This window comes from Gilliamella sp. wkB112 (genome assembly GCF_001690685.1).
Taxonomy (GTDB): domain Bacteria; phylum Pseudomonadota; class Gammaproteobacteria; order Enterobacterales; family Orbaceae; genus Gilliamella; species Gilliamella apicola_J.
On sequence record NZ_LZGL01000017.1, the window covers coordinates 24,234 to 38,698 of the forward strand.

At 34.3% G+C, this 14,465-nt stretch carries 12 protein-coding genes; 5 read left to right on the top strand and 7 right to left on the bottom strand.

Translation table 11 applies throughout. The features are described from left to right. Positions 1-73: 73 nt before the first annotated feature. Positions 74-1,465 carry an MATE family efflux transporter gene (locus A9G12_RS06815; protein ID WP_065565111.1) on the top strand — a complete coding sequence of 464 codons (1,392 nt, stop codon included), beginning with the start codon at positions 74-76 and terminating at the stop codon, positions 1,463-1,465. Between the two features lie 160 nt (positions 1,466-1,625). Here the strand turns inward: A9G12_RS06815 and A9G12_RS06820 are convergent, their stop codons facing one another. The 3 genes from A9G12_RS06820 to A9G12_RS06830 all read right to left on the bottom strand — a co-directional run bounded on the left by A9G12_RS06820 (position 1,626) and on the right by A9G12_RS06830 (position 4,412). Beyond that, a complete protein-coding gene (locus A9G12_RS06820) occupies positions 1,626-2,522 on the bottom strand; it encodes a tetratricopeptide repeat protein (protein WP_065565112.1) in 897 nt (298 codons plus the stop codon). Between the two features lie 106 nt (positions 2,523-2,628). Continuing rightward, positions 2,629-3,543: a DMT family transporter gene (locus tag A9G12_RS06825; protein WP_065565113.1), complete on the bottom strand. Its 915-nt coding sequence runs from the start codon at positions 3,541-3,543 to the stop codon at positions 2,629-2,631. A gap of 2 nt (positions 3,544-3,545) precedes the next feature. Next, positions 3,546-4,412 (bottom strand): YicC/YloC family endoribonuclease, encoded by an 867-nt coding sequence (locus A9G12_RS06830; protein ID WP_065565114.1) that lies wholly within the window; start codon positions 4,410-4,412, stop codon positions 3,546-3,548. Positions 4,413-4,570: 158 nt separating this feature from the next. Here A9G12_RS06830 and rph point away from each other — a divergent pair, with 158 nt between their 5' ends. Both rph and pyrE read left to right on the top strand, forming a co-directional pair. After that, a complete protein-coding gene (rph, locus tag A9G12_RS06835) occupies positions 4,571-5,287 on the top strand; it encodes a ribonuclease PH (protein ID WP_065565115.1) in 717 nt (238 codons plus the stop codon). Between the two features lie 13 nt (positions 5,288-5,300). Further along, positions 5,301-5,948, top strand: coding sequence for an orotate phosphoribosyltransferase (gene pyrE / locus A9G12_RS06840; protein ID WP_065565116.1), 648 nt, complete (start codon positions 5,301-5,303; stop codon positions 5,946-5,948). Between the two features lie 70 nt (positions 5,949-6,018). On the opposite strand, the gene A9G12_RS06845 is transcribed toward pyrE, so the two are convergent. Further along, positions 6,019-6,723 carry a GntR family transcriptional regulator gene (locus A9G12_RS06845; protein ID WP_065565117.1) on the bottom strand — a complete coding sequence of 235 codons (705 nt, stop codon included), beginning with the start codon at positions 6,721-6,723 and terminating at the stop codon, positions 6,019-6,021. Between the two features lie 176 nt (positions 6,724-6,899). Between A9G12_RS06845 and A9G12_RS06850 the strand changes: the two genes are divergently transcribed. Then, positions 6,900-8,771 carry a glucose PTS transporter subunit IIA gene (locus A9G12_RS06850; RefSeq protein WP_065565118.1) on the top strand — a complete coding sequence of 624 codons (1,872 nt, stop codon included), beginning with the start codon at positions 6,900-6,902 and terminating at the stop codon, positions 8,769-8,771. Between the two features lie 13 nt (positions 8,772-8,784). Then, positions 8,785-10,221 (top strand): 6-phospho-beta-glucosidase, encoded by a 1,437-nt coding sequence (locus tag A9G12_RS06855; RefSeq protein ID WP_065565119.1) that lies wholly within the window; start codon positions 8,785-8,787, stop codon positions 10,219-10,221. A gap of 57 nt (positions 10,222-10,278) precedes the next feature. Here the strand turns inward: A9G12_RS06855 and dinB are convergent, their stop codons facing one another. From dinB to A9G12_RS06870, 3 genes are all read right to left on the bottom strand, one after another. Continuing rightward, positions 10,279-11,334: a DNA polymerase IV gene (dinB, locus tag A9G12_RS06860; protein ID WP_065565120.1), complete on the bottom strand. Its 1,056-nt coding sequence runs from the start codon at positions 11,332-11,334 to the stop codon at positions 10,279-10,281. An 81-nt stretch (positions 11,335-11,415) separates the two neighbouring features. Then, a complete protein-coding gene (cptA, locus tag A9G12_RS06865) occupies positions 11,416-13,122 on the bottom strand; it encodes a phosphoethanolamine transferase CptA (RefSeq protein ID WP_065565121.1) in 1,707 nt (568 codons plus the stop codon). Positions 13,123-13,268: 146 nt separating this feature from the next. Continuing rightward, entirely contained in the window at positions 13,269-14,462 is a 1,194-nt protein-coding gene (locus A9G12_RS06870) for a MalY/PatB family protein (RefSeq protein ID WP_065565122.1), read from the bottom strand. Positions 14,463-14,465: the final 3 nt, after the last annotated feature.

A 14,465-nucleotide genomic window follows, 5' to 3' on the forward strand; every position in this document is an offset into this window, starting at 1 on the left:
AAATAGTCAATACATATACTAGAACGTATGCTGCTCCTGAAACATTTTTACACTATTTACTGTGGGAATAACAATGAAAACTAACTCTCACGTTATTTATAATGATTTAAAAAATAAAAAAATCAGTTCCCTGTTTTGGCAATATGCTCTGCCGGCGGTGATTGGTACTATTGTGAACACGCTTTACAATATTATTGATGGGATTTTTATTGGTCATTGGATTGGCCGTGAGGCACTAAGTGGAGCTGGTTTAATCTTACCTGTTATGAATTTTACTGCCGGGATTGGTATGCTAGTAGGAATAGGTTCCGCTAGTCGTATCTCTATTTTTTTGGGCCGTGGTGAAAACGATAAAGCAGAGAAAGTAGCTGGTACTTCATTTATGTTAACTGCAGTATTAAGTGGCTTAACCTTGTCATTATTATTTTATTTTGTAGATCCAGTGTTAGATTTTGTCGGTTCTAGTCCCATTAATCACATTTATGCGCGTGAATTTTTAGAAGTATTTTTACCTGGAAGCATCTTTCTAACCTTAACCTATAACTACAATAATATGATGCGTGCAAGTGGTTACCCATTTAAAGCCATGATGACCATGGTTGTTAGTGTTATAGCTAATATTATTTTAGCACCAATTTTCATTATAGGTTTCGGCTGGGGAATGCGTGGTGCCGCTTTTGCAACAACGTTATCAATGTTTATTAGTTTTATATTTGTGATGCAACATTTTATCAGTAAAAACAGTAATATAAAATTATATTGGCGTAACTTTAAACTTAATTTCACCTATGTTAAAGCTATTTTGTCCATTGGTATGTCACCTTTTTCAATGCAAATCGCCGCATCAATTGTAGTGGTTTTCATTAACTGGCAACTTAATCGTTATGCTCCATTAGCCAATATTGCGGGTGAGGATGCCATTGCCGCATATTCAAATGCCAACCGTTTGATTACTTTGATTATTATGATTGTGATTGGCATCAATCAAGGTATGCAACCCATTATTGGTTATAATTATGGTGCCAAAAACTTTATTAGGGTCAGAGGTACATTTATTTATGCCGTTAAAATTGCCACAATAATTACCACTCTAGGTTTTATACTAGGATTTTTTATTCCAAGTACATTAGTACGAGCTTTTAGCTCAGAAGAGGATTTAGTAGTAATTTCTGCAACAGCTCTACGTTATACTACCTTAGCCTTTGTGTTTGTTGGTTTTCAAATGGTAACCACCAGCTTCTTCCAATGTATTGGTATGGCAAAAATATCGATTATGTTAAGTCTTTCAAGGCAAATTTTAATTTTATTACCAACCCTTTATATTTTACCATTATTTTTTGACCTTAATGGTGTTTGGCTTTCCTCCCCAGTTTCAGATTTATTAGCCTCCGGTATTGCCTATGCTGTACTGTACTGGTATTTCAAATCAATTAAGAATCGCCATTATCCTAAAAAGAAAGGGTAAAATTAAACAAATGTATCAAAATAACTTAGAGGAAAAATAATATTTAAGGCATCACTATTTGTTTTGGTTTTTAATTTTTTTAAATAACCTTATTCATTATTGATCATCAAACAATCAGATGTTGTAAAAATTTGACTTAAGTTACAAATATCCAAAAATCTCATAATGAAAGTGGGGTAACAAAAGAAGGACTATATCCATATGGAATAATTGTTCTTGAAATTGGCAAATCAGCTTCACTCCATTGTTTGCCCATGGAAAAAGCCTTCTCATACCATTCTAAGGCTTTTATATAGTCTTGTTTAACTCCATTACCATATTGATACATTTCACTCAGAGCAAAATGAGCTTCAATATCACCTTGTATGGCTGATTTTTCATACCAATTAACAGCCATGCTGTAATCCAAATTTACTCCTGTGCCAAATTCATACATTAATCCTAAAATAAACTGAGCATCGATATCACCTTGTATAGCAATTTTTTCAAACCATTGACTTAAATTTATAGAACTTTGTTCTATATTAAAATTATCTTCATCACTAATTATTGTGTTAATTTGGGGAGATTCTGTTTTTTGTTCTGCATCATTTGCATACCAATCTTGTAATAAAATAAAATCTTGGTTCGAATCTTTACGATCGAATTGCACACCCGATAGGTTCAATTGAACATTTGGGCTTTCTTGCCGGGCTGTTTTTTCAAACCAATCCTGTTTTTTATAAGGATCTTGTTCTATATCATAAGTTTCATAATATAATTTATTCAGATCCAATTGATCATTTATATCACTTTGTGTCAAAGCTTCATCCTGCTCATCCTCTGTTTTAGATAGACTTTCTAAATTTTGTGGAGACTCACCTTTATTCTGTAAATCAGAATTTTCAGTTCCTGACTTAATTTCAAGAGGATTTGGTTTTATTTCATTATTACCTTTATATAATTCAGTTAATTTAAAATTTTTAACATCCTCTGCGCTAGCTGGACTAATCATAAAGAAAAATAACAAAACTATTACGAATAACTTTTCCAAGTTTAATTTCTTAATAAATATCATTTTTTAATTCCTTACGAAATCTAATCTGTCAAAAATTTTGGTTCAATTGTTAGCATTTTACAAAATAATAAAACAGTAAGCAAAAAGATAGGTAATAATGGTAAAGCTATTTATCAAGGTTAAATAACCGATATTCTTTAAATGGTATCGTAATAAAAATAAGACAAATAAGAATCAATAAAATACCCAACCAACCAATTAAAGGTAATGATTCACCAACAATTAGTATGGCAAGAATAGTAGCTATAACAGGTTCTAAAAGGGTAATAGTAGTGGCAGTACTGGCTTGAATATTTGCTAAACCAAAACCATAACATAGATAACCAAGAAACATGGGGATAGTTGCCATGTAAACACCAACAGCTAGATTGGTAGCTGATTCAAATAATGGTGTGCCCATCACCATAATAATCGGCATTAACAATAAACCACCACAACCAAAAGTTGCCCCCATTGCAGATTTAGTCGAAATACCTTTTAACATCAATTTGCGGGCAGACCAAGAATATAGCGCGTAAGTTAATCCTGCAATTAAAGCTAACAATATTCCCAAAGTGAGATGTTCATAGACAATAGTTTCTGTATTATTATCCGCAAATGACAACAATAACATGCCTACTATGCCTAAAATTGCGCCAATTAACCATTGTTTTGTTAGGCGAAAATCATGGTTAACATACTCAATAACTACCGATAATATTGGCGCTGATCCAATCGAAACTACTGTACCAATGGTAACCCCAGACCAACGCATTGAAGTATAAAAAGCTAACGGATAAATGGCTACCGCCACTGCACCTAAAATTAAAAAGTTATAGTATTTGATTAATAATTGATATTGTTTAACTATTTGCTTTAATGCCAATAAACATTGCAAGATCCCACCAATACCCATGGCAACCGCTCCAATAAGTAAAGGTGAAAGTGAAGGAGCAAAAGTAGCTGCAGTGCCCGTTGTGCCCCATAAGATGGATGCTAATATTACCGCAAGGATACCTAAAGTTCTTGGCAAGGGCTGCATAGTTACTCAATGTTTTGTACTTGCTCACGAATTTGTTCGATTAGTACTTTAAGTTCAATCGCACTTGCTGTGACATCTGCGTTAATCGATTTGGAAGCAATGGTATTAGACTCGCGATTGAATTCTTGCATCATAAAATCAAGTCGGCGCCCTACTGCTTCATTCTTTTTCAATATTGAGTAAGTTTCATTTACGTGAGTCATTAAACGATCAAGTTCTTCAGCCACATCAATGCGCTGTGCCACCATGACGATTTCTTGTTCAAGACGAGAATCATCCAGTTCAATATCAGCTTCTGCTAATTTAGTTTTGAGTCGTTCTTTTTGCCATTCAAGGATTTCCGGCATCCTGTTACGAATTTTATCAACTTGTTCGGTAATGCCTTGTAAACGCTGCACAATTAAATCACTCAAAGCTTTACCTTCACGTTCACGTACCGCAATAAATTCATCGATGGTAGTTTCAAGTAAAGCTAAGATCTCTTGCGATATACTATCAAGATTTTGTTCCTTAGCCGACATTACCCCTGGCCAGCGCAACACATCCATAGGGTTAATTTCACCTGCTTGGTATTCGGTACGAATCCAGTCTGCCGCATTGAGTATTTGTTGAGCTAATTCTATATTTAATGACAATTGCTGATGTTGAGCCGCTGGGTCTAATTCAAAACGTAAATTACATTCAATTTTACCACGGGTTAAGCGATTACGTAGTCGCTCACGTATCATAGGTTCAAGGGCACGGAATTGTTCGGGCAAGCGTATGTAAGTTTCTAAATAACGTTGGTTAACTGAACGCAGTTCCCAAGAAGCAGTTCCCCATGATTGATTTAACTCTTTTCGAGCATAGGCTGTCATGCTAGAAATCATAATAGCATCCTAAAATTGTAAAAACATGCTGGGCATTGTATCACAAATTCTGTATAATGCGCTCTTAGCTTAGGCTAAACATCAACGTATTCTTGTTGATGTCCTCCTAAATGATTAGTTCAAAACATATTTTTAAATTGAAACTGTTGGAGAAATGCATGCGCCCATCCGGTCGATCTGCGGAACAAATCCGCCCTATCAAAATAACCCGTAATTTTACTAAGCATGCAGAAGGTTCTGTATTAGTTGAATTTGGCGAAACCAAAGTACTTTGTAATGCTACCGTAGATGAAGGTGTTCCTCGTTTTTTAAAAGGCCAAAATCAAGGTTGGGTCACTGCCGAATATGGTATGTTACCTCGTGCTACTAATTCCAGAACTCAACGTGAAGCAGCCAAAGGGAAACAAACTGGTCGTACTATGGAAATTCAACGACTTATCGCCCGTTCTTTGCGTGCAATGATCGATTTGCAATTACTTGGAGAATTTACTATCACTCTAGATTGTGATGTGCTTCAAGCTGATGGCGGTACTCGCACGGCATCGATTACTGGGGCTTGCGTTGCCTTGAATGATGCTATTAATAAAATGTTAGCCAATGGTCAAATTAAACAAAACCCAATTAAATCTTTAATTGCCGCGGTATCAGTTGGTATTGTAGATGGTGAAGCAATTTGTGATCTGGAATATATTGAAGATTCAAATGCCGAAACTGATATGAATGTCGTCATGACTGATGATGGTCGAATTATAGAAGTTCAAGGCACTGCTGAAGGGGAACCATTCAGCCATGATGAACTATTAAAGCTGTTAGAATTAGCAAAAAATGGAATAGCAACTATTATTGATGCTCAAAAACAAACCTTAAAAGATTAATTGGAGAGAGTCGATGAAATCATACAAGAGTGAATTTATTGAATTTGCTTTAAATAGACAAGCATTAAAATTTGGTGAATTCACCTTAAAGTCAGGACGTAAAAGCCCTTACTTTTTTAATGCTGGATTATTCAATACTGGCAAAGACTTAGCTTTATTAGGTCGTTTTTATGCTGCGGCATTGATGGATGCTAATTTACAATATGATGTGATTTTCGGCCCTGCTTATAAAGGTATTCCTATTGTATCATCAACTGTGGTGGCTCTCTCTGAGCACTACAATGTGGATGTACCTTATTGTTTTAATCGTAAAGAAGCCAAAGATCATGGTGAAGGTGGCAACTTAGTTGGTAGTTCCATCCATGAACAACGGGTAATGCTGGTCGATGATGTTATTACTGCTGGTACTGCTATTCGCGAATCTATGCGAATTTTAGAAGATAATCGTTCAAAACTAGCTGGCGTATTAATTTGCCTAGATCGTCAAGAAAAAGGTCGTGGTGAATTATCCGCCATCCAAGAAATCAAACAAACTTACCATTGTGATGTTATTTCAATTATTACCTTAGATGATTTAATTCAATACCTCTACCAAGATGAATCCCGCAAAGATCAAGTTAAACAAGTTGAAGCTTACCGATCTCAATATGGCATAAAGTAAAACGAATTAAATATTGCTAAAAATAAATATCAAAGCGCCCTAAAGGCGCTTTTTACTACGTATTTACAACTTACTTCGAATGACTTTGAACATAGAATTTAGCATTGTCATAATGATAAATAATTTGAGAAAAATCGAAAGGTTCCCCTGAGGTCGTATAGAAGATTTCTTCAACACATAGTGCTGGATCCCCTACTTCTAGACCTAAATAAGGTGCTATTTCTGCATCAAGTTTTATAGCCTTAAAATATTTATCGGAAAAGCCAATATTTATTTTACATACCTCTTGCACATAACTAAAAATAGAATTTTCAGCTATTTCTTTATTTAAATAAGAAACTAATTTTTTACGATAATATGACTGTTCAAAACCATATACCTTACCATCTGCAAATCGTAAGCGTTTAATATAATAAACTTGTTCATTATCATCACATTGCAAATTTTCTTTGACTCTTGAATTTGGTTGCATTAAGTCAACATTAAATACCTGAGATGATCCTGGCAAATCATTCAAATCAACACTGAAACCATGACTTTCTAGAAAATTGAGATAACCTCTTTTTTTAGGTTGCCGCACAAAAATCCCACTACCTTGAACTTGATAGATAACACCGTGACGCTCAAGCCGGTTAAGCGCTTTTATTATAGTGGTTCGACTAACTTGGTATTGATTAATCAGTTCTTCAATATTAGGTAATTGTGTATCTTTAGTAATCTGCTGTTGATAAATCTTTTGTTTTATTTTATCAGCAACATCTTGATATTTTAGCATTGTCTTCCTCTATTTATTCCTTAAATAGTTTGCTCACATTGTATACGGCTTATTAAAAGAATAAAACATAACTATGTAAAAAGTAGATCTAGATCACAAACAATATAATTGTTAGTTAACAATTTTTATTTTAGAGTTAAGATAGCCTATCTTTATTATTTAAGGAGTTTAAATAGATGACGTCAAAAATTAGAGACTATAATAAATTGGCTGTTGATATTTTGAATGAGTTAGGCGGTGAAAATAATATTGTAACTGTCGCTCGTTGTACTACCCGTTTACGTATAGTTACTCAAAACACACCTGCTCAGGCTAAAGAAAACATTGCTAAATTTCCTGGGGTCATTACTGTCGTTGAAAAAGGTGGGCAAATTCAAATTGTTATTGGCACTAATGTTGATAAGGTTTACAGTGCCTTTATTCAACTAATTAATACCGAAAATAAAGTGGCAAATAATGATCATGCCAGCATTTTAAATCGGATTATCGCTACCATGTCCGCCGTATTTGCACCCTTTGTTTATATTTTAGCCGCATCAGGAATCTTACAAGGTATTTTAATTTTAATTAAATTACCTTTTCCCGCATTTGAGACTACCGGTACCTACCAAGTATTCAATTTTATTTCTTGGGCACCTTTTGTATTTTTACCTATTTTCATCGCCATAACTGCTTCTCAACATTTTCGTTGTAATATTTACATTGCAGTTGCCTGTTGTGCTGCGTTATTATCGCCAACTTGGGCAGAACTGGCAGAAATAATTAAATCAGGCAAAGAAATTAACTTATTTGGCCTGGCTCTATCTGAAACTACTTATAATTCTACTGTGTTACCACCTTTATTTTTGGTATGGTTACTTTCTTATCTAGAAAGATTTTTAGAGCCTCGTTTACACAGTATTATTAAACCTTTACTTTTACCACTATTTAGTTTAGTTATTATGGTACCTTTAACACTATTAGTTGTTGGTCCATTAACTGCTAATGGTGCTCACTATATTGCTACTGGTTATAATTGGATTGTGAATTTTGCACCATCATTCGCCGGAGCTATCATTGGTGCTGTTTGGCAAGTATTTGTAATTTTTGGTGTTCACTGGGGGATTACACCGGTTATTGTTGAAAACTTCAAACAATTTAACCATGATTCGTTCCAAGCATTCCAAACCATCGCAGTTATCGGCCAAGTAGGTGCAGCTTTAGGTTTTTATTTAAAAACTAAAACACAAGATATGAAAGGTGTTTCATTATCAGCTTTTGTCACTGGATTATTTGGCATAACTGAACCTGCGATTTATGGTGTTAATTTACGCTTTAAAAAACCATTTATTTATGGTTGTGTATGTGCAGCTATTGGCGGCATTGTTGCTGGTTTTTTTTCTCCATATTATTATGCTTATGCTGCTTTGCCTGGTCCTCTTACCATTATCAATGCTATAAGTTCAGATCATCCGGGTTCCTTTATTGGAGTGGCTATTGGTTCAGCCATAGCTCTATTTGGACCAGTATTATTAATCCAAATTCTCGGTACGGGTGAAACTAAGCAAACTTCAAACACTTTAGAGAATGACACTCCAAAAGTCTTACTAGATGAAATAGATATTACCAGCCCAATGACAGGCACAGTAGTGGCACTTAGCGAAGTTCCAGATCCTGCTTTTTCACAAAAATTAATGGGTGAAGGAATTGCCATTGAACCAACTGATAATAACGTTTATGCACCAGATGATGCTGAAGTTACAGCAATTTTTGAAAGTTCAAAACATGCCATTGGTTTAACATTATCTAATGGGGTAGAACTACTGATTCATGTAGGAATTGATACCGTAAACCTAACTAATAATGAGTTTAGCTATCATATTCAATTAAATCAAAAAGTAAAAAAAGGTGATTTACTGATTAGTTTCAATCCTGAGGCAATTAAGCAAGCTGGCTATCCATTAATTACTCCAATTATTATAGTTAATACTGATCAGTATCAGCAAATTGCTTTAACAGATCAAGCACAAGTTACACCTGAAGACACAATATTTAGAATTAAGCAATAACAAGGATAATAATATGAAACAAAAACCATTTTTATGGGGCGGTGCTTTAGCTGCCCATCAATTTGAAGGCGGTTGGAATGAAGGCGGTAAAGGCCCTAGCGTTGTTGATGTAATGACAGCCGGAGCTCATGGTGTAGCAAGACAAATAACCCAAAATATTGAAGCCGATAAATTTTATCCTAATCATACTGCCATTGATTTTTACCATCATTATAAAGAAGACATTAAATTGTTTGCAGAATTGGGATTAAAATGCTTACGTACTTCTATTGCTTGGACTCGTATTTTTCCTAAAGGTGATGAGTTAGAACCAAATGAAGAAGGTTTACGTTTTTATGATGCTGTTTTTGATGAATTAATAGCTAATGGCATTGAACCAGTGATTACTCTATCACATTTTGAAATACCATTACATTTGGCTCGTGAGTATGGTGGTTTTCGTAATCGTAAAACTGTGGAATTTTTTGAACGCTTTGCCATTACTTGTTTTGAACGTTATAAAAACAAAGTTAAATATTGGATGACATTTAATGAAATCAATAATCAAATGGACACCAGCAATCCGATATTCTTCTGGACTAATTCAGGAGTACAAGTTAAACCAGGCGAAAATCCGCAAGAAGTACTTTACCAAGTAGCTCACTATGAGCTTTTAGCTAGTGCTAAAGCTGTCATTGCTGGTAAGAAAATTAATCCAGATTTTCAAATTGGTTGTATGATTTCTCATGTACCTATTTACCCTTATTCTTGTAATCCTGATGATATGATGGCATCAGAAATCGCTATGCATCAACGTTTCTTCTTCCCTGATGTGCATGTGCGTGGTTACTACCCTGCTTATGCTTTAAAAGAGTTTGAACGTGAAGGTTATAAACTGGATATTACAGAAGAAGATTTAGCTATTTTGAAACAAGGTACAGTTGATTACATTGGCTTTAGTTACTATATGTCAACCGTAGTTAAGGCTGATGTTAAAAATGATCAACGTGATAATATTGTTAATGGTGCTTTACCAAATGCGGTTGAAAATCCGTATATTAAAAGTAGTGATTGGGGATGGCCAATTGACCCCGAAGGTTTACGTTTAACCTTAAATCGCTTGTATTATCGTTATCAATTGCCATTATTTATTGTAGAAAATGGTTTTGGTGCTATTGATGAGTTAGAAAACGGTAACCAAGTTCATGATAAACCACGCATTGAATATCTAGGCGCGCACATTAAAGCAATGTTAAAAGCTATAGACTATGATGGTGTTGAGGTAATGGGTTATACCGCATGGGGCATTATCGATGTAGTATCATTCACCACTGGTGAAATGAAAAAACGTTATGGTGTCATTTATGTTGATCGTGATAATGAAGGTAACGGTAGCATGAAACGCTATAAAAAAGATTCATTTGATTGGTATAAACAAGTCATTAGTACTAATGGTGATAGTTTAAAATAGTCGTTTAAATTTTAATAAGCAAATATGGGGGATGTTTTAGTTTTAACTCCCCCATAATTAGAATCTGAAAATTAATTGTTTATCTAATTGAGGATCGATTAAGGTAACATGAAACCCAATTAATCTCACTCCACGATCATTACGCCGCTCATGCCAAACTTTATAGGCTTGTTTAATCAAATCTGTTTTATCTAATTTGGCCCATACATGTTCTTGGGTAGTTAGTTGGAAATCATCAAATTTAAATTTTACACCTTGTCTGGCTATTGATAAATCAGTTCGAACTTTACTTAATCTTCTTTCTAATTCTTCATACAGTGGATCTAATTGTAATAAACAATCATCCCAACTGTGAATATCATCAATTAAGGTACGTTCAACACCTACTGATTTGCGTTGACGATCATTACATACTTCTCGTTCATCAATACCTTGACAACGTTCATATAAAATTCGTCCAAATTTACCAAACTGATTAAGTAGTTTAGAAAGATCGTATTTCACTACATCTTGGCATTGGTACAAACCCAGTTCTGCTAATTTTTTTTCAGTAACTTTACCTACTCCCGGGATTTTATTAAGTGGTAATTGCTCAATAAACGAACTAACCTGTTCTGGTTTAATCACATATTGGCCATTAGGTTTATTCATATCGGAAGCAATCTTAGCTAAAAACTTTAAAGGTGCCACACCTGCCGATGCAGTTAAACCAAGTTCATTGAAAATGGCCTGACGAATATCTTGAGCAATCAACGTTGCCGAGCCATGACAAAATTGGCATTCGGTAACGTCTAAATAAGCTTCATCTAATGACAGAGCTTCAATAGCTTGCGTATAACGTTGAAAAATTTGATGGATCTGCTGGGACACTTCTTTATACACTGCATGCCGACCCGGAATAACTTTAAGATTAGGACATAACTTAACGGCTTGAGCCATTGACATAGCACTATGTACACCATATTGGCGAGCCAGATAATTAGCGGTTGCCACAACGCCCCGTTTACGTGGATCACCCCCTACAGCGATAGGAATGTTACGATAACGGGGATTGTCACGCATTTCAACTGCGGCATAAAAACAATCCATATCCACATGAATAATTTTTCGCATAACCTACTTTTGTTGCACTCAAAATAACTGTATAAATATACAATATCATACCTTAAATACCTATGCAATCATAGTCCTTACTCATTTAGGGAGTGTGTCAAAATCGATTAAACTATTTTTACCGTAAGGGTCACCAATCCAACGCGGATTTTGTTTAAACTCCGGATTGACAATGCTTTTTTCCGGTTGATAAAGATCATAACTTAAACCAGCCAAATCCGACCAAGTATGGATTAAATCTTGAGTACTATATTTACGATTAATATAAGCCTGATAGTTATTGGGATGTGTAGCCAGCCATTGCGGTGATTGCCAAAGCATGAATGGCACAGTATACATGGTTTTGGTGGGTGCCTTTTCATTACGCCCTAACACATCATGTGGTGGAGTTTCATAAACATCTTCGCCATGATCTGAAAAATACAGCATAAAACCATTTTCTTTACTAGTTTTAAACATATTAAACAGTGTAGTGGTAACGTAATCATTATAACTTACCGCATTATCATAATTGTTATAGCGTTCTAGTTCGTCATCCTTAAGTTTAAAGGAAATGCCTGTTGCATTTTTAAACTGCTCATAAACACTATTTTTTGGATAACGGAACTCATATTTCATATGTGTGCCAAGTAAATGAATAACGATAAATTTCTTTTCGGCTGGATCGGCTAACACAGTTTTAAAAGGATCAAATACTGACTCATCATAGCGTCTTGAACTCTGATTACGATCATTATTCATATAAAACTGCTCATCAGTTTGTTGAGAAAACATAGTCAACATAGTATTACGCGCGGTCATAGTTTGTTGATTGGTGATCCAAAAGGTTTTATAACCAGCCTGATGCATAAGATGAATTAATGATGGTGTTTTTAAATATAAATCAGGATGTTTTTCATCAGCAAAAGTTAATGCTTGCTGAAGAATTTCGATGGTATAAGGTCTGGATGAAACCACATCATTAAATACTAATAAATTAGGATTTTCTTTTTTAAATTGTTGTATTTGCGGGGTAGTATTACGCTCATAACCATAAATACCCATGCGATTACGAGTAGTTGATTCACCAATAATTAACACTAAAGTTCGTGGAGCATTACCATTAGCATCGATTAAATTGTTTAATGGGGGCAACGTTTCATAGTTGGCTAAAATAGCCTCCATATTCGATAATTGGGTACGATAAGCCAAATAATTGCTAACTAATTGCCAAGGTACGGTAGTTTCCATTCGTGATAATAAGTGCAATCCAGATTTTTCTAATGAGTTTTTTTTTACGGTTAAACTAATCGCCATTGGCATAGTTGCATAAATAATAATTAACAACGAGACAACCCATTTAGTAGTTTTTTTGACATATACCGGCTGGACTTGTTTCCATAAGAAAATACCCAGCAAAATATAAACTAATAGCACAACAATTAACTTAATACTTAAATATTGTTGAATGAATTCATTGGATTCATTAAAGTTTGATTCCGCCATGACAAAGAACACACTTTGTGAAAATTCTTGTCTATAAATGGTAAAGTAACCGACAGAAATTAAAGATAAACTACCAACTATCAATCCGAAAACTGTGGCAATTTTTCGAGCATAATTTGGGAACAATAATATTGGTATTAACCAAATTAAGCTATAAATCACTGAATCACGTAAGCCATTAACACTAGAATGACCTGAAATAAAAATAAACAGTTGTAAAGTACAGGAAAAATAAGAAAAAAATAAAATAACAACAATAAGTGCCTTCCAGCTAAATTTATGGCTATCTTTTAAATTTTGCATAATTACCTATCAACAATTATAAGTTGTTGATAGGATAAACGGCTTAAATTAATAAAACCTTAAGTGGAACTGTTTAATTAAATTTAATAAATTAAAAATAAAACCACATTAACCTATTAATTAAATCCAACCATACCTTTTCAGTCTTAGTTTTGGTTAGTTTTTGTTTGTATTGCAATTAATAAGCGCTGTAAACCAGCTTGTAAAATAGCAGTTGGGCAGGCAATATTAATACGCTCAAAGCCTGCACCTTGTTCGCCAAAAATATACCCTTCATCGAAAAATAATTCAGCTTCATATTTTAAGAATTTTTCCAGCTCTTGAGGTTGCAAACCTAAACTGCGAAAATCTAACCATTGTAAATAAGTGCCTTCTAAATCGTAAACCACAATCTCAGGTAAATATTTAGCAAAAAAATCTTTAACTAATAGATGATTCTCGTATATTAAACCAATAAATTGTTGTAACCACTCATCACATTGAGTATAGACGACTTCACAAGCCTTAAATCCAATAATATTCAAACTATGAAAACCATTTTTACTAATATAGTCGCTGTATTGATCACGCAACTGTTTATTAGGAATGATTATATTCGACGTTTGCAAACCAGCGAGATTAAAAGATTTACTTGGCGCGGTGCACACAATCACATTATTTTTAATTTGTTCCGATAATGTAGCCAACACGTGATGTTTATGTGTTGGCATAATCAAGTCAAAATGGATCTCATCTGACATAATCAATACATTATGTTTTAAACAGATCTCAGCTACTTGATTTAATTCTTCCTTACGCCAAACTCGCCCTACTGGATTATGTGGACTACAGAAGATCAGCATTTTATTGTGGGGATCACTAGCTTTAATTTCTAAATCAGCAAAATCAATAGCATATTTACCATTACTATCAATAATTAATGGATTTTCAACCAATTTGCGCTTGGTATTGTTAATACTTGCAGAAAATGGATAATAAACTGGTGGCATTATAATAACACCATCATTTTCATTGGTATAAGTTTTTATAGCATTATAAATTGCAGGCACCACTCCAGGTGAAAGGACGATCCAATCTTTTTCAATATGCCAGTTATGTTGCTTTTGCATCCAATCGATGACTGCTTGGTAATAGCCTTGAGTACCATTGGTGTAACCAAAAATTGCTTCACCAACAAAATTTTGTAAGGATTTAACTAATTCAGGAGGTGGTAAAAAATCGACATCAGCTACTGAGAATGGGTATACATCTTTGGATACATCAGGTTTTTCGTCCACCATTTGTTGCCATTTAGATGATCCTTGTGCTAATCGATTAACTGCTTTATCAAAATTATACATTTA